This window comes from Pseudomonas sp. NFACC24-1 (assembly GCF_900115235.1).
Taxonomy (GTDB): Bacteria; Pseudomonadota; Gammaproteobacteria; order Pseudomonadales; family Pseudomonadaceae; genus Aquipseudomonas; species Aquipseudomonas fluorescens_AA.
Genome location: NZ_FOVS01000049.1, coordinates 1 through 19,420, shown reverse-complemented (window position 1 = coordinate 19,420; position 19,420 = coordinate 1). Strand labels below are relative to the sequence as shown.

General features: G+C 59.6%; 16 protein-coding genes and 1 tRNA gene. 12 read left to right on the top strand and 5 right to left on the bottom strand.

The features are described 5' to 3' along the window. The first annotated feature begins 165 nt into the window (after positions 1–165). The 3 genes from BM317_RS28050 (at position 166) to BM317_RS28040 (ending at position 3,197) form a co-directional block, all read left to right on the top strand. Positions 166–1,842, top strand: coding sequence for a vWA domain-containing protein (locus tag BM317_RS28050; RefSeq protein ID WP_092477036.1), 1,677 nt, complete (start codon positions 166–168; stop codon positions 1,840–1,842). A gap of 168 nt (positions 1,843–2,010) precedes the next feature. Continuing rightward, positions 2,011–2,583, top strand: a complete 573-nt coding sequence (locus tag BM317_RS28045) for an RNA polymerase sigma factor (protein ID WP_092176335.1) — start codon at positions 2,011–2,013, stop codon at positions 2,581–2,583. Further along, the gene (locus BM317_RS28040; RefSeq protein ID WP_092477034.1) at positions 2,580–3,197 is read left to right on the top strand and encodes a hypothetical protein; all 618 of its coding nucleotides are present in this window, start codon (positions 2,580–2,582) and stop codon (positions 3,195–3,197) included. The genes BM317_RS28045 and BM317_RS28040 overlap by 4 nt, the downstream gene beginning before the upstream one ends. 206 nt (positions 3,198–3,403) lie before the next feature. Here the strand turns inward: BM317_RS28040 and BM317_RS28035 are convergent, their stop codons facing one another. From BM317_RS28035 to BM317_RS28025, 3 genes are all read right to left on the bottom strand, one after another. After that, positions 3,404–4,174 carry a sensor histidine kinase gene (locus BM317_RS28035; RefSeq protein WP_092176327.1) on the bottom strand — a complete coding sequence of 257 codons (771 nt, stop codon included), beginning with the start codon at positions 4,172–4,174 and terminating at the stop codon, positions 3,404–3,406. A 1-nt stretch (position 4,175) separates the two neighbouring features. Then, on the bottom strand, positions 4,176–4,952 hold the full coding sequence (locus BM317_RS28030) for a response regulator (protein WP_092176322.1): 777 nt from the start codon (positions 4,950–4,952) through the stop codon (positions 4,176–4,178). 327 nt (positions 4,953–5,279) lie between these two features. Then, positions 5,280–5,356, bottom strand: a tRNA-Arg gene (locus tag BM317_RS28025). 349 nt (positions 5,357–5,705) lie between these two features. On the opposite strand from BM317_RS28025, the gene gabD reads away from it, so the two are divergent. The 3 genes from gabD to BM317_RS28010 all read left to right on the top strand — a co-directional run bounded on the left by gabD (position 5,706) and on the right by BM317_RS28010 (position 9,964). Next, complete coding sequence (gabD, locus tag BM317_RS28020) at positions 5,706–7,148, top strand: NADP-dependent succinate-semialdehyde dehydrogenase (protein ID WP_092176317.1); 1,443 nt, start codon at positions 5,706–5,708, stop codon at positions 7,146–7,148. A gap of 173 nt (positions 7,149–7,321) precedes the next feature. After that, entirely contained in the window at positions 7,322–8,599 is a 1,278-nt protein-coding gene (gene gabT / locus BM317_RS28015; protein WP_092176312.1) for a 4-aminobutyrate--2-oxoglutarate transaminase, read from the top strand. 147 nt (positions 8,600–8,746) lie between these two features. Beyond that, positions 8,747–9,964, top strand: coding sequence for an HDOD domain-containing protein (locus BM317_RS28010; RefSeq protein WP_092176308.1), 1,218 nt, complete (start codon positions 8,747–8,749; stop codon positions 9,962–9,964). An 84-nt stretch (positions 9,965–10,048) separates the two neighbouring features. Here the strand turns inward: BM317_RS28010 and BM317_RS28005 are convergent, their stop codons facing one another. Together BM317_RS28005 and desA are read right to left on the bottom strand one after the other, a co-directional pair. Continuing rightward, positions 10,049–11,038: a GGDEF domain-containing protein gene (locus BM317_RS28005; RefSeq protein ID WP_092176304.1), complete on the bottom strand. Its 990-nt coding sequence runs from the start codon at positions 11,036–11,038 to the stop codon at positions 10,049–10,051. A 327-nt stretch (positions 11,039–11,365) separates the two neighbouring features. Next, positions 11,366–12,550, bottom strand: coding sequence for a delta-9 fatty acid desaturase DesA (gene desA, locus BM317_RS28000; protein ID WP_092176300.1), 1,185 nt, complete (start codon positions 12,548–12,550; stop codon positions 11,366–11,368). A 144-nt stretch (positions 12,551–12,694) separates the two neighbouring features. On the opposite strand from desA, the gene dibA reads away from it, so the two are divergent. The 6 genes from dibA to BM317_RS27970 all read left to right on the top strand — a co-directional run bounded on the left by dibA (position 12,695) and on the right by BM317_RS27970 (position 19,254). Then, the gene (gene dibA / locus BM317_RS27995) at positions 12,695–14,602 is read left to right on the top strand and encodes a phosphodiesterase DibA (protein ID WP_092176295.1); all 1,908 of its coding nucleotides are present in this window, start codon (positions 12,695–12,697) and stop codon (positions 14,600–14,602) included. Positions 14,603–15,034: 432 nt separating this feature from the next. Further along, complete coding sequence (oscA, locus tag BM317_RS27990; RefSeq protein ID WP_003186967.1) at positions 15,035–15,217, top strand: sulfur starvation response protein OscA; 183 nt, start codon at positions 15,035–15,037, stop codon at positions 15,215–15,217. A gap of 136 nt (positions 15,218–15,353) precedes the next feature. After that, complete coding sequence (locus BM317_RS27985; RefSeq protein ID WP_092177147.1) at positions 15,354–16,367, top strand: sulfate ABC transporter substrate-binding protein; 1,014 nt, start codon at positions 15,354–15,356, stop codon at positions 16,365–16,367. Positions 16,368–16,560: 193 nt separating this feature from the next. After that, positions 16,561–17,379, top strand: coding sequence for a sulfate ABC transporter permease subunit CysT (gene cysT, locus BM317_RS27980; protein WP_013692011.1), 819 nt, complete (start codon positions 16,561–16,563; stop codon positions 17,377–17,379). Positions 17,380–17,391: 12 nt separating this feature from the next. Beyond that, the gene (gene cysW / locus BM317_RS27975; protein ID WP_092177144.1) at positions 17,392–18,261 is read left to right on the top strand and encodes a sulfate ABC transporter permease subunit CysW; all 870 of its coding nucleotides are present in this window, start codon (positions 17,392–17,394) and stop codon (positions 18,259–18,261) included. Between the two features lie 3 nt (positions 18,262–18,264). After that, entirely contained in the window at positions 18,265–19,254 is a 990-nt protein-coding gene (locus tag BM317_RS27970) for a sulfate/molybdate ABC transporter ATP-binding protein (RefSeq protein WP_003196507.1), read from the top strand. Positions 19,255–19,420 lie beyond the last annotated feature (166 nt).

Below are 19,420 nucleotides of genomic sequence, written 5' to 3'. Positions count from 1 at the left end.
GCAGCGTGCAGGCGATGGCTTCAATCGCGGTAACGACCTGGTCACGCGGGGGTGGCCAGCCTTGTCTTTGCGGCGCTTCAAAAAAAATTTTTGGTCGTTAACCCGAACCCCGTGCGCGTTGCGTCTGACTCTGTGAACGGATCATTCATTCACGAGGTTCAGCCCATGTCCCGTCCATTTCCCTTTATGCGTCCTGCTGCCCAGGGCTTCGCCGTGACTTTGCTGGTGGCGTTGGCCGGTTGTGGGTTGTCTTCCTCCCGAGAGGCTGCCCAGCCGTCCGAGCCGGTGCCTGTGGCGCCCAGCGTGGTGCCACAAGGCGAGATCGCCCAAGGGCCCCATTCGACGGTCAAGCGCATGCTCATGAAGCCGGCATCGATGCCCGCTCCCAGCGTGGCGAACGATGCCATTGCCGCGGGTTACCGTGCCGAACCGCGTGAACAGTACGAAAAGCTGCCGGACAACCCCATCCATAGCGTGGCCGAAACACCCGTGTCGACCTTCAGCGTGGATGTCGATACCGGCAGCTATGCCAATGTGCGACGGTTCCTCAACCAAGGTAGCCTGCCGCCCGAAGGGGCTGTGCGATTGGAGGAAATGGTCAACTACTTCCCTTACGCCTACGCCCTGCCCAGCGACGGTTCACCTTTTGGCGTGACCACCGAGGTCGCCCCCTCACCGTGGAATCCCCACACCCGCCTGCTACGCATCGGCATCAAGGCCAGCGACCGCGCCGTGGCGGACCTGGCGCCGGCCAACCTGGTCTTCCTGGTGGACGTTTCCGGCTCCATGGACCGTCGCGAAGGCCTGCCGCTGGTCAAGAGCACGCTGAAACTGCTGGTGGACCAATTGCGCGATCAGGACCGGGTGTCCCTGGTGGTCTATGCCGGTGAATCCCGGGTGGTGCTCAAGCCCACCTCGGGTCGCGACAAGGTGGCAATCCGCAACGCCATCGATCAACTCGACGCCGGTGGTTCCACCGCTGGGGCCTCGGGTATCGAACTGGCCTATCAGATGGCGCGGGAGAGCTTCATCGACAAAGGCATCAACCGCATCCTGCTGGCCACCGATGGCGACTTCAACGTCGGCGTCAGTGATTTCGTCAGCCTCAAGCAGATGGCGGTGGACCAGCGTAAAAGCGGCGTCTCCCTGACGACACTGGGCTTCGGTGTGGATAACTACAACGAACACCTGATGGAGCAATTGGCCGACGCCGGTGATGGTAACTATGCCTACATCGACAACCTGCTCGAAGCGCGCAAGGTCCTGGTGGACCAGCTCAGCTCCACCCTGGCGGTGGTCGCCCGGGACGTGAAGTTGCAGGTGGAGTTCAACCCCGCCCAGGTCAGTGAGTATCGACTGCTGGGCTATGAGAACCGCGCGTTGAAGCGTGAGGATTTCAACAACGACAAGGTCGACGCAGGCGAGATCGGCGCCGGGCATACGGTGACGGCGTTGTATGAAATTGTCCCGAAAGGCCAGCCGGGTTGGTTGGAGCCGCTGCGCTATGCCAACACACCCAAGCAGGATGGCAAGTCAGGGGAGTTGGCGATGTTGCGCGTACGCTACAAGCCCGCTGAGGGTGGTAGCAGTCGATTGATCGAGCATCCGATTACTGGCGTGCAGAACGACGACAAGCCTAGCGATGACCTGCGTTTCTCCGCCGCCGTGGCGGCCTTCGCCCAGCAGCTCAAGGGTGATGGGCGTTACACTGGGGCGATGAGCTTGAAGGACACCGCACAATTGGCTCGCTCCGCCCGAGGTGATGACCCGTTTGGTTTACGCGCAGAATTTGTGCAATTGGTCGAGTTGGCGCAGAGCCTGAAACCCACGGTCAAACAGTGATTCTGAACACAACGGGATCAACTGTGGGAGCTGGCTTGCCTGCGAAAGCGGCATGTCAGGCAAGGAAGTGTTATCTGACACGCCGCCTTCGCGGGCAAGCCCGGCTCCCACAGCGTCATCCGCAATCTGCAAGACCGTGTTCCACATCGAAAGGAGTTCGCCACCCCCATGCCCGCTCCGCTTGATCCTCCCAGTGATGAATTGCTGCTGGCCAGCTACCGCGACGGCGACGGGGCTTCTTTCGAGGTCCTGTACGCACGTCATCGACTGGGGCTTTACCGGTTCCTCGTATCCTTGAGCAACAAGGCCGAACTGGCCGAGGAAATCTTCCAGGACACCTGGCTCAGCCTGATTCGCAGCGCCACCCAGCCACAAGGCCGGGCGAGTTTTCGTACCTGGTTGTTCCAGATTGCCCGCAACCGCTTGATCGACCACTGGCGCAAACAGGGTGTCCACAATCCGTTGCACGACAGTTATGACGAGCAATTGCACGTCCAGCCCGACGACACCAGCAGCCCCGAGCAACAGCTGAGCCTGAGCCGCGACCAGGCGCGTCTCGACGCCGCGTTGCAGGCCTTGCCCGAGGATCAGCGAGAGGTCTTCCTGCTGCGCCTGCACGGCGACCTGGAGCTGCCGCAGATTGCCGCCCTGACCGGCGCCCCGCTGGAAACGGTCAAGAGCCGCTTGCGTTACGCCCAGCAGAAATTGCAGCGACTGCTGGCCGAGGAGGTACCCGCATGATTGACACCAAACACACCCCGGATCCCGACGACGAAGTGCTGATCGAGCATTTCCGCCAACACACCAGCGGCGAGCCGCCGGCTTCCCTGGACGCCTTCATCCTGGCCACCGCCCGTCGCGAAGCCCCGACGCCCGCGCCAAGCCTGTGGCAACGCTGGCTGCAAGCCTGCCAACGGCCGCGCTGGCAAATGGCATTCGCCACTATCGCCGGTGTGGCGCTGATGATCGGCCTGGTAATGCGCTCTCCCGTGCCCCACGAGGAGCTGGCCTCACCCGCCTCGATGGAGTTTTCCGCCGATCGGCAAGCGCCTGCCGTTGCCGCTGCACCACCACCGGCCATGCCCGCTCCGGCCCCGATCACCCCCATGGCGCCCCAGGGCGAACTGGCCCGGGCCCCGGCAAGCCCTGTGCAGTCCTTGGCGGAAAAGCCCGCGACGAAAATGAGCAAATCGTCGCCGGCTGCACTGCCATCGCTGGAGCAAGGCCTGATGGAGATCCTGCGCTTGCGCGAGGCGGGCGAGAGCAAGGCCGCCGATGAGAAACTGCTGGCGTTGCAAAAACGCTTTCCCAAGGAGGATTTGCCTGCGCGTTTGGAGGCGTTGCGCAAGCGTTGAAAGAATACTGCCAGCGTCCGTGGCGAGGGAGCTTGCTCCCGCTGGGCTGCGCAGCAGCCCCAAAACCATTAAAGGCCCTCTTATATTATTTGTAGGTTGAAGTTTGTAGATAATATAAGAGGGTAGGTTGTCGGTGGTCTTGGCTTGGCATAGATGAAGATTTAGCTCAGGACAGAAAAACTATAAAGACAATCGCTAAAAAATTTCTACGGTTGCTGAGATTGAGAGGGCACATCGTCAGGGAATATTACTTGAACTTCGAAATTGGAATAAGGTACGCCGCTAATCTCAAAATTTGACCGCGAGTTCGGAATGAATATTAATTTCGCATGGATTAAATCGCAAATTTTGTTTGCAATGAAGAGGCCTTTTCCTTGGCCTTGGGTAGTCGCTTTTTTTGCTTTGTCACCGCGATAGCCGTCGTTGCATAAAAACGGAATCTCAAATTTTTCAACCATGGGGCCTATGGATGAAATGGATACAATCAGCCCATTGCTATGGGCATTTCTGGAATAAGATATATCGATGTTCCCGCCTTCGTTCGAATATTTTGCCGCATTTCCAATAAGTAAGTCCAACAGCTGTTCGAAATAAGGTATGTAGGTATTGATAACAGCTTGGTCTTCTTGCTCTATTTTTATTTTAAGGCGCTTTAGTTTGAGTTCTTTTTCGATTTTCTTTTTGGATCTGAATAGTTTTGATTTAATGTCAATTACACCGGGTGCGCAATTTTTCCGTGCTTCCTCTAAGTCATCAAGCGTGACTGCCAGCATCCAGGAGGAAAAATTACCCCACGCATCCCTCATGTTTTCAAGGATATCTAATGTGCTATTCAGATCAGCAGCTGTCTTACTAGTCGGCTCGTCCCTGGTTATAATGGTATTTACTACTCTTGAGCAATTCTGAATATCATTCTGTATGGTTCTGGATATTGATCTGTACCGCTCCATTAGATCTGACATCTCAATTTTTGACATGTTAGGGCGTCCCTGTAAAAGCTGGTTTAAGAAGAGATCCAATTTTTATTGCTGTAATTCCATAATTTGTCAGCTCGGAAATATCTATGCGGCTTTCGGAGTCAGACACGGCGGCGTAAGATTCTTCCGCCGAAAACTTGAATTTTTCGTTCAGCATTTTTCCATAAAGAATATTTTCAGAGAATACGACTCTAACCTTATCTATTTTTTCCTCATCTACGCCAAGATAGCAAAGTCTCTTTTTTATAAAGTTCCAGCGATCTTTTGGTTTTATAAAAATATCTGTCAAGCGCTGTAGGTTCAATAGGAAATCATCGACTTCCCAGTCTCTGCTAAATATTTTATCTAGTAGGTCAGTTTTGAAACTCTCTCGTTTGTAAATTGATCCGGGGCTTCCGGTATATGCAGCTATTACATGAAGAGGGTATTTTTCGCGTATGTCACTCATTACACTGAGGCCATCTGACCCAGCGTACACCCCAGCATCAACGCCATTGATGTCACAGAGAATTATATCGTATTTAGATAGGTCAATTGGTATTAGGTTGTCCTTTCGAGGTTTTTTTATAAAGTAGCTTTCATACTGAACAACTTTGTGGCCTTTGCTTAGGATGGCATCTTTGTACACAAACTCTTCGTCGTCTATTATTGCAATATTTAGTGAGATGGGTTTTGACAAAAAATCCGATATGTTAAGGCTTAGTTTGTCTGGGTAAGTTTTCGGGGCTTTTAATCTGGCATAAACTCTACAGATTTTTTTCTTTGCGAAGGTCAGCATATAGACACCACAGCGTAAAGTAGTGGCGTTATGATACTATTTTTTTGTGTAAACGGTAGCTGTTGGCTTTCAGATGCTGCCGAAAAGTGCGTTTGAGGCTGATTTTGCGACTTGTTGTTTACATATGCCTGCAGGGGATGATTCAGCTCCGCATAGATAAATTCGGATGCCAAGCTGTGGTTTTACTCTGGGCGTGTACGATTTCTGACTGTTGCAATTCAACCGCTCCCGCCGTAAAGGGGAGGCAACGAGGACTCTCAGGATTATTGAACGAAAGCTCACAAAAAAGCCCCAGGTCTCGCGACCTGGGGCTTTTGATTCTGAAGATGGTGCACCAGGCGGGATTCGAACCCACGACCCCTGCCTTCGGAGGGCAGTACTCTATCCAGCTGAGCTACTGGTGCGACGCGGGCGCCATGATACTCATATGCATGGCGGGCGTCCATGCTGCTGAATCGCCTGTGTTTTTGGGCAGCTCGCCGGGTGTTGGCTACGCTGATCAGAAAAAGCAGGCAAATTCGTTTTTTTCGTTCTTTTTTTCGAACAGGCTATTGTCCTTCACCCCCATCGGCCCTAGGATTCGTTTGAGATTTCAAACGCTCTTGTCTGGGTGCTGAACCGCACGTCTGTGCTTATGTGCGTTATTTCTGTGCTTCAGCCCGGTGAATGATTTCCCTGACGGCAGCCCCCGAGGCGCCTTTCTACAAATCTAATTCGCTCCGCGCGCGCGCGGTGCTGTTAAGGAAAGCCGACATGCAGCTTAAAGACACCCAGTTGTTCCGCCAGCAAGCCTTTATCGATGGCGCTTGGGTCGATGCGGACAATGGCCAGACGATCAAGGTTACCAACCCGGCGACGGGCGAAGTGTTGGGCACGGTGCCGAAGATGGGCGCCGCTGAAACCCGTCGTGCGATTGAAGCCGCCGACAAGGCACTGCCGGCCTGGCGTGCACTGACCGCCAAGGAACGCGCCAACAAGCTGCGCCGCTGGTACGAATTGCTGATCGAAAACCAGGACGACCTCGGTCGCCTGATGACCCTGGAACAAGGCAAGCCACTGGCCGAGGCCAAGGGCGAGATCGTCTACGCTGCCTCGTTCATCGAGTGGTTCGCCGAAGAAGCCAAGCGCATCTACGGTGACGTGATTCCCGGCCATCAGCCCGACAAGCGCCTGATCGTGATCAAGCAGCCGATCGGCGTGACCGCGGCCATTACCCCGTGGAACTTCCCCGCCGCGATGATCACCCGCAAGGCCGGTCCAGCCCTGGCTGCCGGTTGCACCATGGTCATCAAGCCTGCATCGCAAACCCCGTTCTCGGCCCTGGCCCTGGTGGAGCTGGCGCACCGTGCCGGCATTCCGCAAGGCGTGTTGAGCGTGGTCACCGGCAGCGCCGGTGATATCGGCGGCGAGCTGACCAGCAACCCGATCGTGCGCAAGCTGTCGTTCACCGGCTCGACCGAGATCGGTCGCCAGCTGATGGCCGAATGCGCCAAGGACATCAAGAAAGTTTCCCTGGAACTGGGCGGCAACGCGCCGTTCATCGTGTTCGACGACGCGGACCTGGATAAGGCCGTCGAAGGCGCGATCATTTCCAAATACCGCAACAACGGTCAGACCTGCGTCTGCGCCAACCGCCTGTACATCCAGGATTCGGTGTACGACGCCTTCGCCGAGAAACTGAAAGTGGCGGTGGCCAAGCTCAAGATCGGCAACGGCCTGGACGACGGCACCACCACCGGTCCGTTGATCGACGAGAAAGCGGTCGCCAAGGTGCAAGAGCACATCGCCGATGCGGTCAGCAAAGGCGCGACCGTGCTGTCGGGCGGCAAGGCGATGGAAGGCAACTTCTTCGAGCCGACCATCCTGACCAACGTACCGAAGAACGCCGCCGTGGCCAAGGAAGAAACCTTCGGCCCGCTGGCGCCGCTGTTCCGCTTCAAAGACGAAGCCGAAGTGATCGCGATGTCCAACGACACCGAGTTCGGCCTGGCTTCGTACTTCTATGCCCGCGACCTGGGCCGTGTGTTCCGTGTGGCTGAAGCCCTGGAATATGGCATGGTCGGCGTCAACACCGGTTTGATCTCCAACGAAGTCGCGCCGTTCGGCGGCATCAAGGCCTCGGGCCTGGGCCGTGAAGGCTCCAAGTACGGCATCGAGGATTACCTGGAAATCAAATACCTCTGCCTGGGTATCTGATCCGCTTCAAGCGCAAAGGGCACGAGAGCGCTGTTCCTTTGCGCGTTTCACCCGTTCTGTTTCCTGTGGCCGGAACGCTGCGGCAGTCGATCATCGCATGCTGTCGCCGTTGTCTCCCCGCCATGTATTCCTTGAACTACGCCGACCGATGAGCGGCGAATGAGGACATTTTAATGAGCAAGACCAACGCAGACCTGATGGCCCGCCGCACCGCCGCTGTTCCACGCGGCGTCGGCCAGATTCACCCGATCTTTGCCGAGTCGGCGAAGAACGCCACGGTGACCGACGTTGAAGGTCGTGAATTCATCGACTTCGCCGGCGGTATCGCCGTGCTGAACACCGGTCACGTGCACCCGAAAATCATCGCCGCCGTGACCGCGCAGTTGAACAAGTTGACCCACACCTGCTTCCAGGTCCTGGCCTACGAGCCGTACGTGGAACTGTGCGAAAAAATCAACGCCAAGGTTCCGGGTGATTTCGCCAAGAAAACCCTGCTGGTCACCACCGGTTCCGAAGCGGTGGAAAACGCCGTGAAAATCGCCCGCGCCGCCACTGGCCGTGCCGGTGTGATCGCCTTCACCGGCGCGTACCACGGTCGCACCATGATGACCCTGGGCCTGACCGGTAAAGTCGTGCCGTACTCGGCCGGCATGGGCCTGATGCCTGGCGGTATCTTCCGCGCGCTGTACCCGAACGAACTGCACGGCGTGAGCATCGACGATTCCATCGCCAGCATCGAACGCATCTTCAAGAACGACGCCGAGCCGCGCGACATCGCTGCAATCATCATCGAGCCGGTACAGGGCGAGGGTGGTTTCTATGTGGCGCCCAAGGAATTCATGAAGCGCCTGCGCGCCCTGTGCGACCAGCACGGCATCCTGCTGATCGCTGACGAAGTGCAGACCGGCGCCGGCCGTACCGGCACCTTCTTCGCCATGGAGCAGATGGGCGTTGCCGCCGACCTGACCACCTTCGCCAAATCCATCGCTGGCGGCTTCCCGTTGGCCGGTGTGTGCGGCAAGGCCGAGTACATGGATGCCATCGCCCCAGGTGGCCTGGGCGGCACCTACGCCGGTAGCCCGATCGCCTGTGCGGCGGCGTTGGCGGTGATGGAGGTGTTTGAAGAAGAGCACCTGCTGGACCGCTGCAAGGCTGTGGGCGAGCGTCTGGTCACGGGCCTCAAGGCTATCCAGAAAAAATACCCGGTCATTGGTGAGGTCCGTGCCCTGGGCGCGATGATCGCCGTGGAGCTGTTCGAAAACGGCGACACCCATAAGCCGAACGCCGCCGCCGTGGCCCAGGTGGTGGCCAAGGCGCGTGACAAGGGCTTGATCCTGCTGTCCTGCGGCACCTACGGCAACGTTCTGCGGGTGCTGGTGCCGCTGACCTCTCCGGACGAGCTACTGGACAAAGGCCTGGCGATCATCGAAGAGTGTTTCTCCGAGCTCTGATCTGACGAACGCTGACTGCGCACTGATCCACAAAAAAACCCGCTTCGGCGGGTTTTTTCATGTCCGCGGGCATATCCCGCAGGTTTGAGCTGTCTGGAACGGCCTTCATTGTCTAAGGTGCATGTATGGCAAGGGAGCGATGTTGCAATGACTGCTGTGGTTTTACCTGCTGTACCGCGTGTGTTGATCGCCGAGGCCGACCCGGCGTCCCGGGAGTTGCTTGAGCAAGTGTTGTCAGGCGTGCGCTGCGATGCCCGAGTGGACACCTGCGGCGAGGGGCAGCAGGCCCTGGATTTGCTGGCCCATAACGCGTACGACCTGGTCATCGCCGATTGGGAGCTGCCGGGTGTCGATGGCCTGACAATCCTGCGTGGTCTTCGCCAACAGCATCGAGCTACGCCATTGCCGTTCATTCTGATGAGTCGACGTAACGACAGCGCCAGTGTGCGTGAGGTCGTTCCACTGGCGCCGACGGCGTATTTGACCAAACCGTTGAACCGGGAAAGCCTGACCCTGCGTCTGCAAGGGTTGCTGTTGAGTGGCACTGAAGAAACCGCCGGCGATGTGCCGGTTCCGGGCCCGGGGCTGACCCTGATAGCCTTTCTGGAGCGACGGCGTGACCTGTCCGAGGGCGCGCCGCTGATGACCGATGTGCAGGTGGCGGTCAAGCGCTGCCTCAACCCCACGGGCCTGGATCTGAAACTGCTGGAAGAAGAGATTCGCACCGACCCGCAAATCACCGGGGTGCTGATTGCGGCGGCCAATAGCGCTGCCCAGCATCAGGGTGGCGGCCCGGTGCAGACTGTGGCCCAGGCGCTGCACCAGCTCGGCACCGGGCAAAGCATGAACCTGATCCTCGGCCTGACCCTCAAGCGCTGCGCCCGGCTCACCGTTCCCTGTCTGGCGGACTATGCCAAGCGCTATTGGGAATTGTCACTGCACTCCGCCGAGTACGCTCGGATCCTGGCACGGTTGCTGGATCTGGAACCGGAGCGTTGTTACTGCGCGGGGCTGTTGCATCGCCTGGGCGATCTGGCGCTGCTGCGTTGCCTGGAAGAATGGACGCAGGCGGGGGGCGAACTGGATGAGTTGGAAGAAGTCGGGAACGCCCTCGATCAATACGGCGCCGGCTTCGGCTCGGCACTGCGCACTCGCTGGCGCCTGCCGCTGGAGTTGCGTGAGTTGATCGCGGCGGCCTATAGCCTGGGTGGCGGGGTTTATTCCCGCGAGGCGCTGGTGATGAACATGGCGGCGCAGATGGCCCATCTGACCGAGCATGAAGGGCTTGAAGAACTGGCCCAGGGGCGCACGGCGCGGTTGCTGAAGATCGGGTTGCCGGAACTGATGCGGTTGCGCCGCAAGTAGCACCGCCAAACCTGCCCCTGTGGGAGCGAGCTCGCTCCCACAGGATCCGTGGCATGACCGGGTTCAACTGCACAGCGATTGGCGTCAAGCCGCGATGATGCGGTTCTTCCCCTTGCGCTTGGCCTCGTACATGGCCGCGTCGGCGCGGGAGAACAGGCTGTCGAGGGACGGGTCTTCGGGGGTAATGGCGGTCAGGCCCTGGCTGACAGTAATGCCGAAGGTCTGTTCGCCGCAGCGGAACATCAGGCGCTGGATTTCCCGTTGCAACCGCTCGGCCACTTGCAATGCCATGTCGGGGGCGCAGCCAGGGAACACCGCAGCGAACTCTTCGCCGCCGATCCGCCCGAACAGGTCGCCGCGTCGAAGCACGGACCGGCCGCTTTCGGCGATCTTCTGCAGCACGGTATCGCCTTCCTGATGACCGTAGGTGTCGTTGATCACCTTGAAGTCATCGATGTCCAGCAACAGGAAGGCCATGGGCGTCCCTTGTAGCCGCGCCTGCTCGAACTCACGGTGGGCGCATTCGAAAAAATGCCGGCGATTGCTGCTCTGGGTCAGCACATCGGTGGTAGCCAATCGCTGCAGCTCACTTTCCAAGAGCTTCTTTTCGGTGATGTCCTCGGCGATGCCGACCACGATCACCGGTTGCCCCGGCTCGGCCTGGCGGTTGATGAAGCATTTGTCGCTCAGCCAGCGAACCTGGCCGTCGCCGGCGATGATGCGGTACTCACGATCTTCGACGGCGCCTTTGACCAGGACTTCGGCCAGGCTGCGTTCGGCGTACTCCAGGTCGTCGGGGTAGATTGCGTCGCGCCATTCGTTGTAGTCAGCCAGGACCAGGCCGGCGGGGCGGCCGAAGATCCGTTCGTAGGCGGGGCTGACATACAACACTTGCCGGGTTTCCCAGTTGAACGCCCACAGCACGGCATTGACGCTGACCAGCAGCGAGCTGAACAGTTGCTCACGTTCGCTCAGGCGCGCCACTTCGCCCTGGGCGTGCATCAGCGCCATGAGCGTCTGGGCCGCCTCGGGCCAATGAGGTAGGGAGTAATCCTGTAGGTTCTTGTCGACCATCGGCACAAATCTCAAAGAGCGTGCACTGCTGTTGTTTCGCACGCACTTTTCTCCAAATCCCGCCTGGATGGCGAAGTGCTCTTTGAGATAGGGGATTCGGGGCGAAGTTCCTTTTCAGGCGACGAAGGGCGGGGGGAAACTCAGCCAATCACGTCATGAGTACTGAACCTGTGGCGAGGGGATTTATCCCCGTTGGGCTGCGTAGCAGCCCCAAAGCAGTCAACTCAATTGATCTGACACCCCGAGGCATCAGGATCCAGGGGCTGCTTCGCAGCCCAACGGGGATAAATCCCCTCGCCACAGGAGCCCTTCACCACAGTGATCTTGTCAGGCCGTGGCAGGCCGTAGCGAGTAGGTCTTGAGTTGGTCGGCGAAGTCCCGCAGGGACTGGATGCCGCTGGCCTCGGCTTCGTGGACCCATTCCTTGATGGCCGCTAGCATGTCATGGCCGTTGCTGCTGGTCTTGACCCAGATCTGCTGCAAGGCCAAGCGTTTCTCGTAGATTACCTTCAGCGCCTGGCTGTGTTCGAGCATGTTCTGGATTCGCACGTGGTGACGGTCGTCCAGCAGGCTGGTCTCCCGCGACAGCAGGCGTTTGGCCCGGTGGAACTGGTGACGGACCGAGTGATCGACCTTTTCCAGTTCCTGCTTGACCAGCGGCGCGATGACCAGGCGGCGGTACTGCGCCATGATCTGGAAGCGGTTGTTGAGGATCGCCATGGCCGTGTCCATGTCCAGGTGGCCCTTGCCTTCGACCCGGTGGGCGATCGGCGCAACGCGCTGGACCTTGGCCAGGCGCAGGAAACTGAACACCCGGATCCAGGCCCAGCCCAGGTCGAACTCCCATTTACGTACCGACAGCTTGGCCGAGTTGGGGTAGGTGTGGTGGTTGTTGTGCAGTTCTTCGCCGCCGATCAGGATGCCCCAGGGCACCAGGTTGGTCGCCGCGTCGCGGCATTCGAAGTTGCGGTAGCCCACGGCATGGCCCAGGCCGTTGACCACGCCAGCGGCCCAGACGGGGATCCACATCATCTGGATGGCCCAGATGGTGATGCCGATGGTGCCGAACAGCAGCAGGTCGATGACGCCCATGATCGCCACGCCCAGCAGCGGGAAGCGGCTGTAGAGGTTGCGCTCGATCCAGTCGTCGGGGCAGTTCTTGCCGTAGATGCGCAGGGTTTCCGGGTTTTCCGCTTCGGCGCGATACAGCTCGGCGCCTTTGCGCAGCACGGTGGACAAACCCTTGATGACCGGACTGTGAGGGTCGTCCTCGGTTTCGCATTTGGCGTGGTGCTTGCGATGGATGGCGGTCCACTCGCGGGTGTTCTGCGCCGTGGTCAGCCACAGCCAGAAACGGAAGAAATGTTTGAGACCGGCGTTGAGCTCCAGGGAGCGATGGGCCGAATAACGGTGCAGATAGACCGTGACGGCAATGATCGTGACGTGGGTCATCAGCAGGGTGACTGCCACCAGTGACCAGGCCGACAAGCCAAGAAAACCTTCGTACCACATAGGCTGTAGGGCCCTCGATAAAGATAGAAACCGCCGTTGCATTATCACCAGCCCCACAGATAAAACCAGTCGGCCTTTCAGATAAGAGTGGCTGAATGTTTCTTCCTCTATAATCCACCTCTTTGTAAGGACATGGATGGCCGAATGCCTGCCTATCAACGCAGTGCCATGCGCGTAGCGCTGCTTTACCTCGTACTGTCAGTCGTCTGGTTGCAGCTGACTGGTTATTTATTGAGCAGTTTCTTCGATCAATTCGCGGACAGGCAGCGCTGGCTCCTGATCAACGGGTATGCCTGGGTCCTGTTTAGCGCCGGGTTGATCTTCCTGGTCCGGGCGCGGATCTCGCGGTTTTTCGCCAAGGGCGAGCACGGTGCTGATCGCGAGCGCCTGCGCCAGGCCGCCGCGGTCTTCGATTGCACCCGCGAAGGGGTGCTGGTGACCGACCGCAACGGCTTGATCGTGCATGTGAACCGGGCTTTCATGGCGATCACCGGTTATGCCCGGGACGAAGTGCTGGGCCAGCGCCCGAATCTGTTCAAGTCTGGTCGCCATGGGCCGGATTTCTATCGCGACATGTTTGCCGCCCTGGTCAATCTGGGCGAGTGGAGCGGCGAGATCTGGAATCGGCGTAAAAGTGGTGAAATCTACCCACAATGGCAGACGATCCGCGTCATTCACGATGACAACGGCCAAGTCAGCCATTATGTCGCGGTGTTTTCGGACATCAGCGCCATCAAGGATTCCGAGCACGAACTGGCCTTCCTGGCCCATCACGACCCGCTGACCGGCTTGCCCAACCGCCTGCTGTTTTCCGACCGCACCGAGCAGGCCCTGGCGTCGGCGCAGTTGCACAAGCGCGGCTGTGCCCTGCTGCTGGTGGACCTGGATCACTTCAAGAACATCAATGACAGCCTCGGCCACAACGTTGGCGACGAGTTGCTCAAAGGCGTGGCCGAGCGATTTCGCGGGCTGTTTGCCCCGGGCGTGACCCTGGCCCGGCTGGGGGGCGACGAGTTTGCGGTGCTGGTGGAAAACTGTTCCCAGCCTGGCCAGGCCGCGGCGTTGGCCCGACGCATCCTCGACGCTTTGAAAGAACCGCTGCAGTTCGATGAGCACGCGTTGTTCATCAACGCCAGCATCGGCATCAGCCTGTTTCCCGGTGATGCCCTGAACGCCGGGCAACTGTTGCGCAATGCCGATTCGGCGTTGTTCAAGGCCAAGAGCGCCGGACGCGACGGCTACGCCCTGTATACCGAAGAACTTACCGCCCATGCGCAGCAACGGGTCGAAATTGCCTTCGAACTGCGTCGCGCGCTGCAGCAGCAGGAGTTGCGTGTTCATTACCAGCCAGTACACGACTTGGCCAGCAGCCGTCTGATCGGTGTCGAGGCGCTGGTGCGCTGGGAGCATCCCACGCGGGGGCTGGTGTCGCCGGCCGAGTTCATTCCCATCGCCGAGCGTACCGGCCTGATTGCCCAGGTCGATGCCTGGGTCATGGACCAGGCTTGTCGGCAGATGTGCCGGTGGCAGCAGGCGGGCGTGGCGTTGTCGTTCGTCGCCGTCAACGTCTCGAGCCGGTTGTTTGCCCATCGCGAATTGTACGAGCAGGTTGCCCAGGTGCTGCACGACACGGGCCTGGATCCGGCCTGCCTGGAGCTGGAAGTGACGGAAAGCGCGGTGATGGAAGACCCGGAGGTGGCGCTGGAGCAGATGCACCGCCTGCGGGAATTGGGCGTGCGCCTGGCCATCGACGATTTCGGCACGGGCTATTCGTCGTTGCTGCGGCTCAAACGCTTGCCGGTTCAGAAGCTCAAGATTGATCAGGGCTTTGTCGCGGGGTTGCCGTGGGATGAGGATGACGCGGCGATCGTCCGGGTGATCATCGCCCTGGCCCACAGCATGGGCATGCAGGTGCATGCCGAGGGCATTGAACAGCGTGAACAAGCGGCATTTTTGCTTGGGCAGGCGTGTGAGCTGGGGCAGGGCTATTGGTTTGGTCGGCCGGTGGCGGCGGCGCAGTTGGATTGGGACTGCGCGCCGGTCATTGCTTGATCGTCGGTGGCATTGATGTTGACTGACCCACCGCTATCGCGAGCAAGCTCGCTCCCACAGTTTTGATCGTTCCCACGCTCCGCGTGGGAATGCATCCCGTGACGCTCTGCGTCACATTCAGAAGCGGAACGCAGAGCGTCCCTGGCTGCATTCCCACGCAGGAGCGTGGGAACGATCAAACACTCCGCTGTCGCAAGCTTGCTCGCGAAGGCGTCGGCTCAGCTTGCATCGAGGCAAGCGGAAATATCCGAGGCGTTAGCAGGGAAAGGCCTCCCAAGCTCCCCTGCCGTAGGACGCCGGCTACTTTCTGTAATTTTGGTTATATAAAAATTCTTAAATAGTCTTTTTAAGAATATCCGCGCTTATCTAGTATTGCTCCCACGCCGCAAGCAGTGCCGCCCACTGCCAGGCATTCATTCAAGGAGCAGCAGCATGAGCGCATCCCTACGTAGCGTTGACGGCCAGGACGAAGCAACCATCTTGCGCGAGATCCAGAGCGCGTTGCGCGATCTACGCTTTGGGGCAGTGGAAATCACCGTGCACAACGCCCAGGTGGTCCAGATCGAACGCAAGGAAAAGTTCCGGTTGCAGCAACCGAGCCATAAACCGTCTTGAAAACCAAAAGATCGCAGCCTTCGGCAGCTCCTACGGGGGGCTAGGTGTAGGCGCTGCCGAAGACTGCGATCTTTTTCCACAAGCCTAACGAATTTCCAGAAGCCATAAGAAAACCAGAATTCCAGGAGCTTTCACCATGTCGTCCATTCGTCGTTATGCCCTGGCCGCCCTGGCCAGTGCTGTTTTTGCAGGTTCCGCCGTCGCCAAGGATTACGAGCTGCTCAACGTGTCCTACGACCCGACGCGCGAGCTTTACCAGGATTACAACGCCGAATTCGTCAATTTCTGGAAGAAAGCGCACCCGGACGACAGCGTGAAGATCCAGCAGTCCCACGGTGGCTCGGGCAAGCAAGGCCGGGCGGTGATCGATGGTCTGCGGGCCGACGTGGTGACCCTGGCCCTGGCCGGCGACATCGATGAAATCGCCAAGCTGGGCAAGTCCCTGCCGGCGGACTGGCAAACACGCCTGCCGGAGGCCAGCACGCCTTATACGTCCACCATCGTGTTCCTGGTGCGCAAGGGCAACCCCAAGGGCATCAAGGATTGGGGCGACCTGATCAAGAACGACGTGTCGGTCATCACCCCGAACCCGAAGACCTCCGGCGGTGCGCGCTGGAACTTCCTCGCTGCCTGGGCTTATGGCCTGAAGGCCAATGGCGGTGACGAAGCCAAGGCCAAGGAATACGTGCAGGCGCTGTTCAAGCACGTGCCGATCCTCGACACCGGCGCCCGTGGCTCGACCATTACCTTCGTCAACAACGGTCAGGGTGACGTGTTGCTGGCCTGGGAAAACGAGGCCTTCCTGGCGCTCAAGGAAGACGGTGGCGCCGACAAGTTCGACATCGTCGTGCCGTCGCTGTCGATCCTCGCCGAGCCGCCGGTGGCGGTGGTGGACAAGAACGCCGAGAAAAAGGGCAATGCCGAGATCGCCGAGGCGTACCTCAAGCACCTGTACAGCCCGGCCGGCCAGGAAATCGCCGCGAAAAACTACTATCGCCCGCGTGACAAGGACGTGGCCGCCAAGTACGCCCGGCAATTTCCAAAGGTGGAGTTGGTGACCATCGACAAGGACTTCGGCGGCTGGAAAACTGCCCAACCGAAATTCTTCAACGATGGCGGCGTGTTCGACCAGATCTATCAGGCGCAGTAAGCTGACCGTAAACGCCGTCATCAGCTCCTGCCGGGCTCAACCCTGTAGGAGCTGACGAGTGCAACGAGGCTGCGATCTTTCGACTGCCAATTGAATCGAGAGTGAAAGATCAGAATCAAAAGATCGCAGGCTTCGCCAGCTCCTACAGAACACAGCAGGAGCAAGCTTGCTCGCCACACAACCAAGGACTTCTATGTCGCGTCGCATATCCCCCGTCATACCCGGCTTCGGGCTGACGCTGGGCTACACCCTGGTGTACCTCAGTCTGATTGTGCTCATACCCCTGGCGGCGATGTTCGTGCATGCCGCCCAACTCACCTGGGAACAGTTCTGGGCGATCATCTCGGCGCCACGGGTGCTGGCGGCCTTGAAACTCAGTTTCGGTACCGCGCTGTACGCCGCGATCATCAACGGTGTGATCGGTACGCTGCTGGCCTGGGTGCTGGTGCGCTACACCTTCCCCGGCCGCAAGATCATCGATGCGATGATCGACCTGCCGTTCGCCCTGCCCACCGCCGTGGCCGGTATTGCCTTGACGGCGTTGTATGCGCCGACCGGCCTGGTGGGCCAGTTCGCCACCGACCTGGGCTTCAAGATCGCCTACACCCCGTTGGGCATCACCCTGGCGCTGACCTTCGTAACGTTGCCGTTCGTGGTGCGCACGGTGCAGCCGGTGCTGGCCGATATTCCCCGTGAAGTCGAAGAAGCCGCCGCCTGCCTGGGTGCCAAGCCGTGGCAGGTGTTCCGCCACATCCTGGTGCCGGCGTTGTTGCCGGCCTGGTTGACCGGCTTCGCCCTGGCCTTTGCCCGTGGCGTGGGCGAGTACGGTTCGGTGATTTTCATCGCCGGCAACATGCCGATGAAAACCGAGATCCTGCCGCTGCTGATCATGGTCAAGCTCGACCAATACGACTACACCGGCGCCACCTCCATCGGCGTGTTGATGCTGGTGGTTTCCTTCGTCCTGTTGCTGCTGATCAACCTGTTGCAGCGGCGCATCGAAACCCCATAAGGAGGCGCGAACATGTCCCAATCGTCTATTTCCGCAGCCTCCACTAACGCCGCCCGTCGCGGCAGTGCGACGTCGCGGCGCGTGTTGATCGCCCTCGGCTGGCTGATCTTTGCGCTGTTTTTGCTGTTGCCGCTGTTCATCGTGGTGTCCCAGGGCCTGAAGCTCGGGTTGGGGGCGTTCTTCACCGCGATCTTCGAACCCGACGCGCTGTCGGCGTTGAAGCTCACGGTGATCGCCGTGCTGATCTCGGTGCCGCTGAACCTGGTGTTCGGCGTCAGTGCCGCGTGGTGCGTGAGCAAATATTCATTCCGTGGCAAGAGCATGCTGGTGACGCTGATCGACCTGCCGTTCTCGGTGTCGCCGGTGATCGCGGGCCTGGTCTACGTGCTGATGTTCGGCGCCCAGGGCCTGTTCGGGCCGTGGCTGTCGGATCACGACATCCAGATCGTGTTCGCGCTGCCGGGCATCGTCCTGGCGACCATCTTCGTCACGGTGCCGTTCGTGGCCCGTGAGCTGATCCCGCTGATGCAGGAACAAGGTACCCAGGAAGAAGAGGCCGCGCGCCTGCTGGGCGCCAATGGCTGGCAGATGTTCTGGCATGTCACCGTGCCGAACATCAAGTGGGGCCTGATCTATGGCGTGGTGCTGTGTACCGCCCGCGCCATGGGCGAGTTCGGCGCGGTGTCGGTGGTGTCCGGGCACATCCGCGGGGTGACCAACACCCTGCCGCTGCACGTCGAGATCCTCTACAACGAATACAACCACGTGGCCGCGTTCGCTGTGGCGAGCCTGTTGCTGATCCTGGCGCTCTTCATCCTGCTGCTCAAGCAGTGGAGCGAAAACCGAATCAACCGCCTGCGCGCCAGCGCCGCGGAGGAATAAGTCATGTCGATCGAAGTCCGTAACGTCAGCAAGAATTTCAACGCCTTCAGGGCCCTGGACGAGATCAGCCTGGACATCCAGAGCGGCGAGCTGGTGGCGCTGCTCGGCCCGTCGGGCTGTGGCAAGACCACCTTGCTGCGAATCATCGCGGGTCTTGAAACGCCGGACCAAGGCAGCATCGTGTTCCACGGCGAGGACGTGTCCGGCCACGACGTGCGTGATCGCAACGTCGGTTTCGTATTCCAGCACTACGCCTTGTTCCGCCACATGACGGTGTTCGACAACGTCGCCTTCGGCCTGCGCATGAAGCCCAAGAATCAGCGCCCGAACGAAAGCCAGATCGCGACCAAGGTCCACGAACTGCTGAACATGGTGCAACTGGACTGGCTCGCCGACCGCTACCCGGAGCAGTTGTCCGGCGGGCAGCGTCAGCGTATCGCCCTGGCTCGCGCCTTGGCTGTGGAACCCAAGGTACTGTTGCTGGACGAACCGTTCGGCGCCCTCGACGCCAAGGTCCGCAAGGAACTGCGCCGCTGGCTGGCGCGCCTGCACGAAGACATCAACCTGACCTCGGTGTTCGTGACCCACGACCAAGAAGAAGCCATGGAAGTCGCCGACCGGATCGTGGTGATGAACAAGGGCGTGATCGAGCAGATCGGCTCGCCGGGGGATGTCTACGAAAACCCGGCCAGCGACTTTGTGTATCACTTCCTCGGCGACTCGAACCGCCTGCACTTGGGGGAGGACCGGCATGTGCTGTTCCGCCCTCACGAAGTCTCGCTGTCGCGCTCGGAGCTGGAAGACCACCACGCCGCCGAAGTGCGCGACATCCGTCCGCTCGGCGCCACCACTCGGGTGACCCTGAAGGTGGAGGGCCAGAGTGAGCTGATCGAAGCGGAAGTGGTGAAGGACCACGACAGCCTGGTGGGCCTGGCGAAGGGCGAGACGCTGTTCTTCAAGCCGAAGGTCTGGCAGAAAGTCGCCAACCTCTAAAAGCATCGCGAGCAAGCCCGCTTCCACAGGGGATTGGCGGTTCGATCGTTCCCCCGCTCCTGCGTGGGAACGCCGCCAGGGACGCTCCGCGTTCCGCTTCTGAAAGGTGACGCAGAGCGTCACGGGATGCATCCCCACGCAGAGCGTGGGGACGATCAGCTTCACG